Below are 14,671 nucleotides of genomic sequence, written 5' to 3'. Positions count from 1 at the left end.
CGGGCCCGGCTCACTCGCCGTCGAGCTCGAACGACGCCCCGAGCCCCGCCAGCTTGTGGGTGAAGTGCTCGTAGCCCCGCTCGATGAGTTCCACACCGGTGACGTGGGACGTGCCCTCGGCGGCCATCGCCGCGATGAGGTGCGAGAAGCCGCCGCGCAGGTCGGGGATGTTGATCTCCGAGGCCTGCAGCGGGGTGGCCCCCGAGATCACGGCCGAGTGCACGAAGTTGCGCTGCCCGAAGCGGCAGGGCACGGAGCCCAGGCACTCGCGGTGCAGCTGGATCGTGGCCCCCATCCGGTTCAGGGCGGCGGTGAAGCCGAAGCGGTTCTCGTAGACGGTCTCGTGCACGATGGACACGCCCGAGGCCTGGGTCAGGGCGACCACCAGCGGCTGCTGCCAGTCGGTCATGAACCCGGGGTGCACGTCCGTCTCCACGATGAGCGGGTTCAGGTCCCCGCCGGGGTGGTAGAAGCGGATGCCGTCCTCCGTGATGTCCAGGCCGCCGCCGATCTTGCGGAAGGTGTTGAGGAAGGTCATCATGTCGGCCTGCCGGGCCCCGGACACGAAGATGTCGCCGCCCGTGGCCAGCGCCGCGGAGCCCCAGGACGCCGCCTCGATCCGGTCGGGCATCGCCCGGTGCCGGTAGCCGGTGAGCTCCGGGACGCCCTCGATGCGGATCACGCGGTCGGTCTGGACCGTGATGATGGCGCCCATCTTCTGCAGGATCGCGATGAGGTCCATGATCTCGGGCTCGGTCGCCGCGCCGCGCAGCTCGGTGTGGCCGTCGGCGCGGGTGGCGGTGAGCAGCACCTGCTCGGTCGCCCCGACCGAGGGATAGGGCAGTTCCACCTTGGCCCCGTGCAGGCCGTGGGGGGCGCTCATCCGGATCCCGGACTCGAGCTTCTCCACGCGGGCGCCGAAGTGGCGCAGCACGTCGAGGTGGTAGTTGATGGGCCGGTCGCCGATCTTGCAGCCGCCGAGGTCGGGGATGAACGCCTCGCCGATGGCGTGCAGCAGCGGACCGCACAGCAGGATCGGGATCCGGGAGTCCCCGGCGTGGGCGTCGATGTCCGCGTGCCGCGCCGTGGTGACGTTGCACGGGTCCAGGGAGAGCCGTCCGTCCTCGCGCGCCACGTCGACGCCGTGCAGCGCCAGCAGGTTCGTGACGACCTGGACGTCCTTGATCTCGGGCACGTTGGCCAGGACGGACGGGGTGGAGCCCAGGAGGGCGGCCACCATCGCCTTGGGGACGAGGTTCTTGGCACCTCGCACGGTGACCTGCCCGGACAGGGGGACCCCGCCCGTGATGTGCAGTGCGCTGCTCATGACCTTCCGATCTGCTGTTGCCGGGCCACTCCCGAGCGGGAGCGGCACCCGTACAGTGTAGGTTCCCCGGCGCGGGCCCCCCGACAGGGGCGGACGTCGTGCGTGTCCGGGACACGCGACGGCCCGGCGGGGCCGCGGAGGGCTCCGCCGGGCCGTGCCGGGCGCGGCCGGGTCAGGTGCGGGCGGGCAGCGTGGTCGGCTTGAACGCGGGCCGGGCGGCCTCGTAGGCGGTGATGTCCTCCTCGCGCTGGAGGGTCAGCCCGATGTCGTCCAGGCCCTCCATGAGGCGCCAGCGGGTGTAGTCGTCGATGGTGAAGGGCACCGTGACCGTGTCGCAGGTCACCGTGCGCGCCTCGAGGTCGACCTCGATCTCGGTGCCGGGGTGCTCCTCGATCAGCTTCCACAGCAGCTCGACGTCGGCCTGGTCGACCTGGGCGGCCAGCAGGCCCTGCTTGCCGGAGTTCCCGCGGAAGATGTCCGCGAACCGGGAGGAGACCACGACCCGGAAGCCGTAGTCGCGCAGCGCCCACACCGCGTGCTCGCGGGAGGAGCCGGTGCCGAAGTCCGGTCCCGCCACCAGGACGGAGCCGTGCCGGTAGGGCTCCCGGTTGAGCACGAAGTCCTCGTTCTTGCGCCAGGCGGCGAACAGGGCGTCCTCGAACCCGGTCTTGGTGATCCGCTTGAGGTAGACGGCCGGGATGATCTGGTCGGTGTCCACGTTGGACTGGCGCAGCGGGACGCCGACACCCCGGTGGGTGGTGAACTTCTCCATGGCAGGGCCTTTCTGGGCTTCGGGTCGAGGGCTCAGGCGCCGGCGGACGCGAGGTCGCCGGGGGCGCCGGCGGACTCGAGGTCGGACGGGGAGGACAGCGTGCCGCGCACCGCGGTGGCCGCGGCCACCACGGGCGAGACGAGGTGGGTGCGCCCGCCCTTGCCCTGCCGGCCCTCGAAGTTGCGGTTCGACGTCGAGGCGCACCGCTCCCCGGGGGCGAGCTGGTCGGGGTTCATGCCCAGGCACATCGAGCAGCCCGCGAACCGCCAGTCGGCGCCGAACTCGGTGAAGACCCGGTCCAGGCCCTCGGCCTCGGCCTGCAGCCGCACCTTCGCGGAGCCGGGCACCACCATCATCCGCACGTTCGCGGCCTTCGTGCGGCCCTTGACGATCTCCGCCGCGGCCCGCAGGTCCTCGATCCGGGAGTTGGTGCAGGAGCCCAGGAAGACGGTGTCCACCGGGATCTCCTTCATCGGGGTGCCGGCGGCCAGGCCCATGTACTCCAGGGCCCGGCGGGCGTTGGCCTTGTCGTTCTCGTCGCCGATGTCCTCGGGGTCCGGCACGGACTGGGACAGCGGCACGCCCTGGCCAGGGTTGGTGCCCCACGTGACGAACGGCTCCAGCTCGTCCGCGTCCAGGAAGACCTCCGCGTCGAAGACCGCGTCCTCGTCGGTGCGCAGGGTGCGCCAGTACTCGACCGCGGCGTCCCAGTCGGCGCCCTGCGGCGCGTGCGGGCGGCCCTGGACGTAGTCGAAGGTGGTCTCGTCCGGGGCGATCATGCCCGCCCGGGCGCCGGCCTCGATCGACATGTTGCAGATCGTCATCCGGGCCTCCATGGACAGCGCACGGATGGCCGAGCCGCGGTACTCCAGGACGTAGCCCTGCCCCCCGCCGGTGCCGATCTTCGCGATCACGGCCAGGATGATGTCCTTGGCGGAGACGCCCGGGCGCAGCGTGCCCTCGACGGTGATCGCCATGGTGCGGAACGGGGCCAGCGGCAGCGTCTGGGTGGCCATGACGTGCTCGACCTCGGAGGTGCCGATGCCGAAGGCCAGCGCGCCGAAGGCCCCATGGGTGGAGGTGTGGGAGTCCCCGCAGACCACGGTCATCCCGGGCTGGGTGAGCCCCAGCTGGGGGCCCACCACGTGCACGATGCCCTGCTCGGCGTCCCCGAGCGGGTGCAGGCGCACCCCGAACTCGGCGCAGTTGGCCCGGAGGGTCTCGATCTGCTTGCGGGAGGTGTCGTCGGCGATGCGCGAGAAGATGTCCTGGGTGGGCGTGTTGTGGTCCTCGGTGGCGATCGTCAGGTCCGGCCGGCGCAGCGGACGGCCCGCGAGACGCAGGCCCTCGAAGGCCTGCGGCGAGGTGACCTCGTGGAGCAGGTGCAGGTCGATGTAGAGCAGGTCGGGCCGCCCGTCCTCCCCCTGGCGCACGAGGTGGTCCGCCCAGACCTTCTCGGCGAGGGTGCGCCCGCCGGCGCGCCCCGAGGGCGCGGCGGAGGTCGTGGCGGGGGTCGAGGACTGGTAGTCCGGCATGGCGGATCCTTCCGTGCTGCCTGTGCAACGTCTTTCCTCCATGGTCGGCGCCCGGCTCGCGCCGGGCCAGCTTTCCGGCTTGCTTCTCACATTCTGAGACGGCAGTATCATTCCATGGACACATCGGGACACCTCGACCCCTCCGGCGCCCCCCTCGGAACGCCCCTGGGCGGGCACGGGACCGGGGAGGCCCTGGCGCTGGCCGCCACCACCGCGCCCAGCGGGGTGGGGGTGGTCGACAAGGCCGCGACGATCCTCGATGCCCTCGAGGCAGGGCCCGCGACCCTCGCCCAGCTGGTGAGCGCCACCGGGCTCGCCCGCCCCACCGTCCACCGGCTGGCCGTGGCGCTGGCCCACCACCGCTTCGTGGGCCGCGACGTCCAGGGCCGGTTCGTGCTCGGCTCCCGGCTCGTGGAGCTGGCCTCCGCGGCCGGTGAGGACCGCCTGATCGCCGCCGCCGGTCCCGTGCTCGTGAACCTGCGGGACGCCACCGGGGAGTCCGCGCAGATCTTCCGCCGGCAGGGCGACTGGCGCGTGTGCGTGGCCTCGGCCGAGCGCCCCATCGGGCTGCGGGACACGATCCCCGTGGGCACCCAGCTGTCGATGAAGGCGGGCTCCGCCGCGCAGGTGCTCGTCGCCTGGGAGGACCACGACCGCCTGCTGGAGGGCCTGCGCCACGCCCGGTTCTCGGCGACGGTGCTGGCGGGGGTGCGCCGCCGCGGCTGGGCGCAGTCGCTGGGCGAGCGGGAGCCGGGCATCGCCTCCGTCTCGGCGCCGGTGCGGGGGCCCTCGGGCCGGGTGATCGCCGCGGTCTCGATCTCCGGGCCCATCGAAAGGCTCACCCGCCAGCCGGGCCGGCTGCACGCCGAGGTCGTGGTCCAGGCCGCCCGCCAGCTCACGGAGGCCGTCCGGGCCACCACCCAGTAGCGGGCCCGTGCCGCCCCGCCCCCGGGCGGATCCCCTTGTCCCCGGATCCGGGCGCGAGTAGCCTGAGCGCCATCCGGCCAGGGATCCACCAGGAGGTGGTGGCCATGGATGGCTCGGTCCCGGTCCTGCTGCTCGCGACCGACGACCCGGTCTCCCGGGAGATCCTGGGGGACGAGCTGCGTCGGCGCTACGGCGCCGACTACGAGGTCGTGGTCTGCGCCTCGAACGCCCATGCCCGGGCGGTGCTCCAGGGACTCCGGCACTGGAAGCGCTCGGTGGCGCTCATCATGGGCTGCTACGGCCCGGCCGACCGGGGCGGACTGGACCTGCTCCGCCGCGCCTACGCCGAGCACCCCGCCGCCAAACGGGCCGTCGCGGTGATCTGGGGAGACTTCGCCAGCGGTCCCACCGTGTTCAGGGCCCTCGCCCAGGGCCACGCCGACCTGCTCGTGCTGCGGCCCGAGCGGACCCGCGACGAGGAGTTCCACGGTGCGGTCACCGACGCCCTCGACGACTGGCACCTCGCCCAGGGCGCCGGGTTCGTGGCCGTGCGGATGATCGGGGAGGCGCGCGACGCCCGGACCCGGTCCCTGCGCGACACGCTGGTGCGCAACCACATCCCGGTGGGCTTCCACCCGGCCGGTTCCGCGGCGGCCCAGCGGATGCTCGCGGGCCTGGACCTGCACGAGCCCGAGCTGCCGGTCCTGGTGCTGGAGTTCACCGCGCCGCCCACCGTCCTGCAGAACCCCAGCGACCCGGAGATCGTCGAGGCGTTCGGGCTGAACCGTCCGCAGGCGGCGGACCGGGTCTACGACGTGGTCGTGGTGGGCGCCGGACCTGCCGGTCTCGCGGCGGCGGTGTACGCCTCCTCCGAGGGCCTCTCCACCCTGGTGGTGGAGAAGGAGGCCGTGGGCGGGCAGGCGGGCACCAGCTCGCTCATCCGCAACTACCCCGGCTTCTCCCGCGGCGTGAGCGGCGCCCACCTGGCCTTCCGGTCCTTCCAGCAGGCCTGGGTGTTCGGCACCGACTTCCTGTTCATGCGGCAGGCGGAGGGGCTGGGGACCGAGGGCCCCCTGCGCACGGTGCGCACCTCCGACGGCGGGCTCGTCCGGGCCCGCGCGGTCGTGGTGGCCACCGGCGTGGACTACCGCCGCCTCGGTGTCCCGCAGCTCGAGGAGCTGGTGGGCCGGGGGGTGTTCTACGGCGCCGCGGTCTCGGAGGCGCCGTCGCTGGCCGGTCAGCGGGCGTGCGTCGTGGGCGGCGGCAACTCGGCCGGGCAGGCGGCCCTGCACGTCGCCCGCTACGCGAAGCACGTCACGCTGCTGGTGCGGGGACCGTCGCTGGCGGCGAGCATGTCGGACTACCTGATCGGCCAGCTCGAGGCGACGCGCAACGTGAGCATCCTCCTGGGCACCGCGGCGGTGGGCGCCCGGGAGCTGGACGGGTGCCTCGCCGCGGTCGTCGTCGCGCCGTCCGGGGCGCCCGCGGACGGCCCCGTCGAGGAGATCGAGGCCGCCGCCCTGTTCGTGCTGATCGGCTCGGTGCCGCGCACGTCGTGGCTGCCCGGGTCGGTCCAGCGCGACAGCGCCGGTTTCCTGCGCACGGGCGGCACCGGGCGGGCGGAGGAGCCCGGTCCCGGCGGGCCGTCCGGGCCGCCGCTGCTGCTGGAGACCACCATGCCGGGGGTCTTCGCGATCGGCGACGTCCGGGCCGGCTCGGTCAAGCGGGTGGCGACCGCCGTCGGGGACGGCGCCACCGTGATCTCGCTCCTGCACGGCTACCTGGCCGAGCACCCGTCGGCCGGCCCCGGCACGGCGGCGGACCATGGGCTCCCCGGCTGACGCCGCGCCGCTGCTGCCGGCGATGCGGCGGCTGCTGCTCGTCGCCGCGTTCCTGGTGTTCCTCGCGGGGCTGGTGCTGTTCGTGTTCCCGCTGCGCACGCCGGACTGGTTCGCGTGGACCGTCGACCCGCCCATGACCGCGGTCTTCCTGGGCGCGGCGTACTGGTCGAGCGCCGTCCTCGAGGTGGCGGGGGCGCGCTCGGCCGCCTGGGACCGGGCGAAGCTGGCGGTCTGGCCCGTGTTCGTCTTCACGACCCTGACCCTCGGCGTGACGCTCCTGCACCTGGAGCGCTTCCACCTGGCCCCGGAGCACCCGTTCCTCGCCCGGTTCGCCACCTGGGCGTGGCTGGCCATCTACGCCGCCGTCCCCGTGGCGATGCTCGTCATCGGCCTGGCCCAGAGCCGGACCCGGCCGGTGGCCGGGACCCCCGCGCAGGCCCGCGTCCCGCTGCCGCCCGGTCTGCGGGGACTCCTGGCGGGCATCGCCGCGGTGCTGCTGCTGACCGGCGCCGCGCTGCTCCTCGTGCCGGTCGCGGCCGCGGCGCTGTGGCCGTGGCCCCTGACCCCGCTGACGGGGCGGGCGGTCGGTGCCTGGCTGGTCGGTCTCGGGTGGGCGGCCGCGTACGCCGGCGCGGCCGGCGACGCGCGCACCGTCCGCCCCCTCGGGCTGAGCGCCCTCGTCTTCGCCCTCCTCCAGGCCGTGGCCCTGCTCCGCCACGGTGACGCCCTGACCTGGACTGGCCTGCCCGCCGCCGGCGTCGTGGCCGTCCTGCTGGCCATCGGCTGCGCGGGCGGATGGATCCTCGCCCTCCGTCCGGCGGCCGGTGCCCGCTGAGGGCCGGCCCCGGGCGGGTTCCCCCGGGACCCGTCGGCGGCCGCCGACGAGGACCGGGGCTCAGCGGCGCAGGACCTCCAGGGCCGTCCGGAACGCGGCGAAGGCCTCGAGCTCCGCCCGCACCGGGTCCACGACGGTGCGCCGGCCCGCCTCCGCCACCGACGCCCGCAGCCGGCGCCGCACCGAGCGTTCCCGCAGCCGGGCGCCGAAGCCGGCGAGGATCCGGCCGGTCAGGGCCGTGAAGATGCCGAGCAGCGCCCCGGCCAGCACGAGCAGCGTGGGCACGGGCAGCGGGAAGCCCTCGACGCCCGGGGGCGGCGGGACGGGGATCTGGAACCACTCGAGCAGGAAGAGCCCCAGCAGCCACACCAGGCCCGCCACCGCCGCGAGCGCCGCGAGCCACTGGACGACGTCGAGCAGCAGCCACCACCAGGAGTTGCGCCCGGCCCGGAAGTCGGTGCGGGCGACCGCCTGGTCGATCGCGTCCGGCAGCCTCTGCTCGTGCGTGCGTGCGGCCTGGCGGACCGACCGGGTCCACGGCTCGGCCGCCCCCTCGGCGGCGTCGTGGGCGAACGTGCGCACGGCGGAGTCGGCCGCGGCCCGCTGGGCGGCGCCCATGGGCGGCAGGGACGTGCGGTTGACCTCCGGGTTCACGGTCCCGCCCCGGTCGAGGTTGAGCCGGCGCATCGGGTCCTTGCGGAACCGCAGCAGCCACCGGGTGGGGATCCACCCCGTGCGGTGCGCGGCGTGCAGGGCGTAGGAGCGCCCGGCGGCCCGGGCGATGCCGGGCACGTTGGCGGCCTGCGCCAGGCCGTCGGTGAGCCGCTCCTGCGCCGGCCCGGTGATCCCGGTCGGCTCCCCCTCGCCGCAGGCCTCGGCGAGACGCGCGGCGGCGTCGTCCACGTCGGCGTCGAGCCGGGCACCGGCCGCGGCCCGGGAGTCGGCCACCCGGCGGATCCGGGCCCGGAGGGCCTCGACGCCCTCGCCGGTCACCGCGGAGACCGCCACCGGCGCCGACAGACCCGTGGTGGGCAGCCCGTCCCGGGCCACGAGCTCCTCGAGGGAGGCCATCACGGCCGGGACCTCCGCGGGCGGCAGCCGGTCCACCTGGTTCATCACCACCATGGTCACGGCCCCGTGGCGGGCGAGCGGCGCGATGAAGTCCTGGTGGATGACCGCGTCGGCGTACTTCTGCGGGTCCACGACCCAGACCACGACGTCCACCATGCCGACCAGGCGCTGCACGACGGTGCGGTGGTGCAGGCTCACGGAGTCGAAGTCCGGCAGGTCCAGCAGGATGAGCCCCCCGGGCCCCTCCGCCGCGGGTCCGCCCGTGAACCGCTCCTTCACGCGCGTCCACCGGCCGGTGTCCTCGTCCGCGGAGGGCAGGGGCGTGTCCACGTGGTGGCGCTGGTTGACGCCGAGCCAGTCCAGCAGGGCCTCGCTGCCGGCCTCCCCCCAGACGGCGGCCAGGGGTTCCGAGGTGGTGGGGCGGCGGGCGGCGGCCCGGGCGATGTCCCGGCCCACCACCGCGTTGAACAGCGTGGACTTCCCGGACCCGGTCGCCCCGAAGAAGCCCACCACCGTGTGGTCGGCGGACAGGGAGCGCCGCTCCGCGGCCCGGTCCAGGACGGTGCGGGACGCCGCCACGGCTTCCTCGTCGAGCCGGCCGGAGGCCAGGTCCGTGGCGCGCGTGAGCGCCGTGAGCCGTTCGGAGAGGGTCGGGGCCGTCTGCCGGGCCGGGCTCACCGCCCCTCCCCCAGCGTCCCGCCCGCGGTGCGGATGCGCTCCGCGGCGGCGGCGAGCTCCTCCGCCCGCGGGTGCCCGTCCAGCACGTCCAGGCGCCGCAGGAACACGGACGCCTGCTGGTCCATGAGCGTGGAGATCCGGGTTTCCAGGTTCCGGCGGGCGTCCTCGGCCATCCGCCGCACGGCGTCCTCCCCGAAGACCGCCTCGAGGAGCTTGGTGCCCACCACCCCGGAGCCGCCGGCGATGCCGACCTCCAGCCCGGTGAGCCCGCCCGTCATGGAGAACACGCCGATCATCAGGATCACGGTCAGCGCGTTGACGCCCAGGGACATGGCCCGCGCCTTGGTCCGCTTGTCCGCGCCCTCGCGCCGGATCAGCTCCATGAGGTCGCCCTGCCAGGCGCGCACCTGCTCGGCCGTGCGCTCGCGGAAGTCCGGGGGCAGGGAGCCGAGGTCGGAACCGCCGAGGAGCACCCGGCCGGCCGGCTCGTCCTGCCAGCGTCGCTCGGCGGTCTCGGAGGCGCGCGCCGCCTCCTCCACGATCACGGTCTGCAGCCCGGTCTCGATGGCCTCCTCGACCTCGACCTCGGGCGCCGGCCGGCCGCTCAGGAAGGCGGTGAGCCGGTCGCGCAGCCGGCCGATGCCCGCCTCGAGGTTGCGGAAGAACTCGCCGGTGCCCACGAAGTCCTGCCAGCGGGCGAGGACCTCCCCGCGCAGCAGGGTCCCGTCCCGCGTCGACTCCACGACCGCCGCCAGCGCCTCCTCGAAGGCGCGCTCCACGTCCTGGTGCAGCTGCGCCCCGACGCGCTGCTGGGAGAGCACCGCGGTCCCGGCGGCCCCGGTGCGGTCGGCGATCGAGCGCACCGCGCCGCCGAGGGTCCGGCGGGCGATCTCCGAGCGGGCGGCCGCGCTGCGCCCCAGCTCGGCGAGGTAGTCCGCGACGGGGGCGACGACGTGCGGCGGGAGCATGCCGGTCTCGTTGAGCGGGGACTCCGGGACCGTGAAGACCGGCGCGTCCCCGAGGCCCTGCTCGCCGAGCATCCGCCGGAGATCCTCCTCGATCTCGGCCTCGAGCCCGTGCGGGACACGGTCGAGGACCACGGCCATCGTGATGTCCCGCTGCGCGGCCTCGACGAGCAGCCGCCACGGCACGGCGTCGGCGTAGCGGTTCGCGGTGGTCACGAACAGCCACAGGTCCGCGGCGGCGAGCAGCTGGCCCGCGAGCCGGCGGTTCTCGTCGGAGATCGAGTCCACGTCCGGGGCGTCGAGCAGGGCCACGCCCTCGGGGATGCGCGGCTCGGCCAGCAGCACGAGGGCCTGGCCGTCCGCGGTGCCGGGCAGGGCGGACGGGGAGGCGGTGTCCGCGGCGGTCGAGCCCGCGGGGGTGACCTTCCGCGCGTGGATCCGGCTCAGGTGCGGCAGCACCCGCTGGTCGGCGAACGCCTCGGCGTCGCGGGGGTGGTGGATGAGGATCGGCTGCCGGGTGGTCGGGCGGATGGCCCCGGACCGGGTCACGGGGTGACCCACGAGCGCGTTGACCAGGGTCGACTTGCCGGCGCCGGTGGACCCGCCGACCACGGCGAGCAGCGGGGCGTCGAGGGAGCGCACCCGGGGCAGGACGTAGTCGTCGAGCTGGGCGACGGCGCGGCCGACGTCCTCGCGCTCGCGCAGCACGTCGGTCGTGGACAGCGGGAGGGTCGTCGCCGCGAGCAGCGCCCGCGCGTCCTCCAGGGCGCTCAGCATCTCCGTCTGGTCGGTCACACGGCCATTGTGCCAGTCAGCCTGCTGTCCACCTACGCGGCGGGCGTCCCCGCGGCTCAGGGCATCCGGACGGCGATCTTGCCGCGGACGTGGCCCTCCTGGCTGAGCCGGTAGGCCTCGACGCCCTCGGCCAGGGGCACGCTGCGGGCGAGCTCGATCCGGAGCGCGCCCCGGTCCACCAGCCGGCTCAGCTCGGTGAGGTCCTCGGCGGAGGGGCGCACCCACATCCAGGTCCCGCCGTGGGCCTCCACGGCGTCGTCGGCCACGGAGGCGTGCCGTCCGCCGTCCGCGAGGACGGCCAGCGTCTGCTCGAGCACCCCGCCCACGAGGTCGACCACCACGTCCACGCCCCCGGGCGCGAGCTCCCGGACCCGCTCGGGCAGGCCGTCCCCGTAGCCCACGGGTTCCGCGCCCAGCTCGCGCAGGTAGTCGTGGTTGGCCGCCGACGCCGTGCCGATCACCCGGGCGCCGCGGGCCACGGCGAGCTGCACGGCGTAGCCGCCCACGCCGCCGGAGGCGTTGTGCACGAGCACCGTCTCCGCCGCGGCGACGTCCAGGCGGCGGAGGACCTGGTGGGCCGTGAGCCCGGCCAGCGGCAGGGAGGCCGCCCGGTCCCAGTCCACCGAGGCGGGCTTCGACGCGAGCAGCCGGGCGGGCAGGGCCACGTACTCGGCCATCGTCCCGCCGTGCACCCAGTCCGTGCGGGCGTAGGAGATCACCTCGTCGCCGGCCGCCCACTCCGGCACGTCGATGCCCACGGTCTCCACGACCCCGGACACGTCCCAGCCGGGCACCACCGGGAACTGGACCTCCATGAGCGGGTCGAGGCCGCCGGACATGATCTTCCGGTCCACGGGGTTGACCGCGGCGCTGCGCACCTTCACGAGCACCCACCCCGGGGGCACCTTGGGCTGGGGCAGCTCGGTGAGCTCGAGGACTTCGGGGCCGCCGTAGCGGGCGTACGTCAGGGCTTTCATGCCCGGCCCAACCGGCAGGGGCGGGAATCTGTTCCCGCGCCCCTGCCGTGCGGAATCAGCGGCGGGCGTCCCGCCCGTGGTCCTCGGCGTAGGCCGCGAAGGTCTCCTCCGGGGACTCCCCCGCGGTGAGGAAGTCCTCCCGCAGCTTCTGCCCGAGCTGCTCCAGGGCCAGTCCCAGCCGGCGGGAGCTCGTGCGCACCCCCTGCGCGGAGCAGGCGGCGGCGCCGTCCCGCAGCGCGAGCGCGTAGGGCAGGTGCCGGGCCAGGGAGAGGTCCGGGTCCTCCTCCTGGAAGTAGTACGTCTCCCCGTGCTGGGTGAAGTCGATCCTGGCCTTCGCCACCTCCGCGGCCAGGCCGTCGAGCACCCGGGCGGCCGTCACCGGGTCCTCCTCCGGCAGGCCGCCGGCGTAGTCCACGTCCGCGAGGGACTTCAGCTCGAGCGCCAGGGCGCGGCGCCGGGACAGCGGCGGGTAGATCTGGGTGAACCAGGTCAGGGCCGCGGTGAGCAGCGCGAAGCCCGTCAGCGCCTCCAGCGGGGTGGCCATCCTGATCCAGGGGTCGGTGGCCACCACGTCCCCGAACCCCAGGGTCGCCAGCGTCACCAGGGAGACGTAGAGCGCGTCCACGGCGTCCGGGTAGTCAGCAGGGTCCACCCCGGGCGCGTACGTGAAGCCCCCGGGCACGTGCGGCAGGTAGACCAGGGCCCAGCCGACCCCCTGCAGGACGACCCACAGCAGGACCACCGTAATCATCGACGCCGGTCCCACGGCCGAGCCGAACCGGTGCCCGGTGGACCGGGAGAGCCACCAGACGGCCGACTGCACCCTGCCGCCCAGGGCCCCAGAGCCGCTGGGGTGCAGCAGGCTGTGGTAGATGTCCCACAGCCCGAGCGCGACGATGCCGATCCCCAGCGCTGTCATGAGCACGTCCACGTTGTCGCTCCGATCCTCTCCGCGTGCTGTCCTCGTCCGGTGACCCTACCCGGCGCGCGGCTCCCTCTTGCACCGGGCACCGTCAGCAGGGTTACGGTGGGAGCCGGCGGACCGGAGCGCTGCCGGACGGTGCGGCGACGGGACCGGAGGGAGCGACGTGGACATCAACCTGGTGCTGGCCCTGTTCGCCGGGGTGGTCCTGGTGCTGTCGGCGTTCTCGACCCTCTTCCAGCGGATCAGCCTGCCCGGCCCGCTGCTGGCCCTCGCCCTCGGGGTGCTGATCGGCCCCCACGCCCTGAACCTCCTGCGGATCGAGGACTGGGGCCTGCCCCGGGGCACCCTGCTCGAGCAGGCGTCCCGGATCACCCTGGCCGTGGGCCTGGCGGGGGTGGCGCTGCGCCTGCCGCACGGGTACTGGCGGCAGAACCTCCGCTGGATCGTGGTCATCATCGGCCTGGGCATGGCCGGGATGCTCGTGGTGGCCACGGGTGTGCTGTGGTGGGGCCTCGGAGCGTCGTTCCTCCTGGTCCTGCTCCTCGGGGCGATCGTCACGCCGACCGACCCCGTGGTCACCACCCCGATCGTCACCGGCTCCCTGGCCGAGGAGAAGGTGCCGGAACGGGTCCGGCACAACATCTCCGCGGAGAGCGGGATCAACGACGGGCTGGGGTACCTGTTCGTAATGCTCCCCGTGCTGCTGCTGACGGACCCGGGCGGCGCCTGGCACGAGCTGCTCACCAGGGTCCTGCTGTGGGAGGTCCTGGGAGGGGCCGCCCTCGGCGCCGTCGCCGGCTGGCTGCTGGGCCGGCTGTTCCTGTTCGTGCAGCGGCACGGACTGATGGAGGAGAGCTCGTACCTGGCGATCGTCGTGCCCCTGGCCCTGCTGCTGCTCGGTGTCGGCAAGCTCCTCGGGACGGACGCCGTCCTGGTGGTCTTCACGGGCGTCGCCGTCTTCGGACAGGTCATCCCCCAGCGGGAGGAGGAGCAGGAGGACCGGATCCAGGACGCCGTCTCCCGGCTCTTCCTGCTCCCGGTCTTCATCCTGCTGGGCCTGGCCCTGCCCCTGGACGAGTGGACCCGGCTGGGCTGGGTCCCGCCCCTGGTCCTCACCGTGGCCCTGCTCGCGCGCCGGCTCGTCACCGTCTGGCTGCTGCGGCCCCTGTTCGCCCGGCTGCACGACCGCGCCGAGACGTTCTTCCTCAGCTGGTTCGCCCCGGTGGGCATCTCCGCGCTCTTCTACGCCACGCTGGCCGAGCGCCACACCGGCCGGCACGAGATCTTCGTCTACACCGCACTCGCCATCACCGTCTCCGTGGCCGTGCACGGACTCACCGCGGCGCCGCTCAGCGCCTGGCTCCGGCACCGGGAAGCGGCGCCGGAGGAGCAGAAGGAGGCCTCCGCATGATCACGACCGGCACCGTCCCCGTCCCGGGAGGTGGTCCTCGTGTGGTTTGACGGGTGGCCGCAGATCCTGCGCATCGTCCTGGTGGGTGCGGCCGCGTACGCGGCGCTCATCGTGTGCCTGCGGGCCACGGGGAAGCGGACCCTCGCCCAGCTCAACGTCTTCGACTTCGTGGTGACCGTGGCCCTGGGGTCCACCCTGGCGACGATCTTCCTGAGCAGCGACGTCTCGTGGGCGGAGGGCGTCACCGCGTTCGCGGTGCTGACCGGGCTGCAGCTGTGCGTGGCGTGGATCTCGTCGCGCCGGCCGCGGGTGCGCGGGGTCTTCACCGCGGAGCCGGCGCTGCTGCTGGCCGGCGGGGAGATCCGCCAGGACGCGCTGCGGCGCAACCGGCTCACCGAGTCCGAGCTGCGCCAGGCCGTGCGGATGCAGGGCACCGGCGATCTCTCCCAGGTCGCGGCGGTCGTGCTCGAGACCAACGGCAAGTTCAGCGTGATCACGTCCGGCTCCTACGGCGACGGGTCCGCGCTCCGCGACGTCCGCGGGGCGGAGGACCTCGACACCGGCGGGCACCGGCCACCGCGCTGACCGCCCGGCACCGCGGGCGGCCGCGAC

General features: G+C 74.5%; 12 protein-coding genes. 5 read left to right on the top strand and 7 right to left on the bottom strand.

Annotated elements, in window-relative coordinates; genetic code table 11:
- Positions 1-10: 10 nt before the first annotated feature.
- From murA to leuC, 3 genes are all read right to left on the bottom strand, one after another.
- On the bottom strand, positions 11-1,327 hold the full coding sequence (murA, locus tag QYM41_RS03840; protein ID WP_368798405.1) for a UDP-N-acetylglucosamine 1-carboxyvinyltransferase: 1,317 nt from the start codon (positions 1,325-1,327) through the stop codon (positions 11-13).
- Between the two features lie 172 nt (positions 1,328-1,499).
- Positions 1,500-2,099, bottom strand: a complete 600-nt coding sequence (leuD, locus tag QYM41_RS03835) for a 3-isopropylmalate dehydratase small subunit (protein ID WP_368798404.1) — start codon at positions 2,097-2,099, stop codon at positions 1,500-1,502.
- 32 nt (positions 2,100-2,131) lie between these two features.
- Complete coding sequence (leuC, locus tag QYM41_RS03830; RefSeq protein WP_368798403.1) at positions 2,132-3,634, bottom strand: 3-isopropylmalate dehydratase large subunit; 1,503 nt, start codon at positions 3,632-3,634, stop codon at positions 2,132-2,134.
- A gap of 114 nt (positions 3,635-3,748) precedes the next feature.
- Here leuC and QYM41_RS03825 point away from each other — a divergent pair, with 114 nt between their 5' ends.
- From QYM41_RS03825 to QYM41_RS03815, 3 genes are all read left to right on the top strand, one after another.
- The gene (locus QYM41_RS03825) at positions 3,749-4,561 is read left to right on the top strand and encodes an IclR family transcriptional regulator (RefSeq protein ID WP_368798402.1); all 813 of its coding nucleotides are present in this window, start codon (positions 3,749-3,751) and stop codon (positions 4,559-4,561) included.
- A gap of 104 nt (positions 4,562-4,665) precedes the next feature.
- Positions 4,666-6,402, top strand: coding sequence for an NAD(P)/FAD-dependent oxidoreductase (locus tag QYM41_RS03820; RefSeq protein WP_368798401.1), 1,737 nt, complete (start codon positions 4,666-4,668; stop codon positions 6,400-6,402).
- Positions 6,386-7,237, top strand: coding sequence for a hypothetical protein (locus QYM41_RS03815; RefSeq protein WP_368798400.1), 852 nt, complete (start codon positions 6,386-6,388; stop codon positions 7,235-7,237). The genes QYM41_RS03820 and QYM41_RS03815 overlap by 17 nt, the downstream gene beginning before the upstream one ends.
- A 60-nt stretch (positions 7,238-7,297) precedes the next feature.
- Here QYM41_RS03815 and QYM41_RS03810 read toward each other — a convergent pair whose 3' ends face one another.
- From QYM41_RS03810 to QYM41_RS03795, 4 genes are read right to left on the bottom strand one after another with little or no spacing between them, the layout of a single operon-like run.
- A complete protein-coding gene (locus QYM41_RS03810; protein ID WP_368798399.1) occupies positions 7,298-8,986 on the bottom strand; it encodes a dynamin family protein in 1,689 nt (562 codons plus the stop codon).
- Positions 8,983-10,746 (bottom strand): dynamin family protein, encoded by a 1,764-nt coding sequence (locus QYM41_RS03805; RefSeq protein ID WP_438612542.1) that lies wholly within the window; start codon positions 10,744-10,746, stop codon positions 8,983-8,985. Before QYM41_RS03805 ends, QYM41_RS03810 begins: the two co-directional genes overlap by 4 nt.
- Before the next feature lie 56 nt (positions 10,747-10,802).
- Positions 10,803-11,723, bottom strand: coding sequence for an NADP-dependent oxidoreductase (locus QYM41_RS03800; RefSeq protein WP_368798398.1), 921 nt, complete (start codon positions 11,721-11,723; stop codon positions 10,803-10,805).
- A gap of 55 nt (positions 11,724-11,778) precedes the next feature.
- Entirely contained in the window at positions 11,779-12,642 is an 864-nt protein-coding gene (locus QYM41_RS03795; RefSeq protein WP_368798397.1) for a potassium channel family protein, read from the bottom strand.
- Between the two features lie 169 nt (positions 12,643-12,811).
- Between QYM41_RS03795 and QYM41_RS03790 the strand changes: the two genes are divergently transcribed.
- Together QYM41_RS03790 and QYM41_RS03785 are read left to right on the top strand one after the other, a co-directional pair.
- Positions 12,812-14,059, top strand: coding sequence for a cation:proton antiporter domain-containing protein (locus tag QYM41_RS03790; RefSeq protein WP_368798396.1), 1,248 nt, complete (start codon positions 12,812-12,814; stop codon positions 14,057-14,059).
- 39 nt (positions 14,060-14,098) lie between these two features.
- A complete protein-coding gene (locus QYM41_RS03785; RefSeq protein ID WP_368798395.1) occupies positions 14,099-14,644 on the top strand; it encodes a DUF421 domain-containing protein in 546 nt (181 codons plus the stop codon).
- Positions 14,645-14,671: the final 27 nt, after the last annotated feature.

The organism is Kocuria oxytropis (genome assembly GCF_040981195.1).
In the GTDB taxonomy this organism is placed as follows: domain Bacteria; phylum Actinomycetota; class Actinomycetes; order Actinomycetales; family Micrococcaceae; genus Kocuria; species Kocuria oxytropis.
This window is presented reverse-complemented; position numbering and strand designations above follow the sequence as displayed.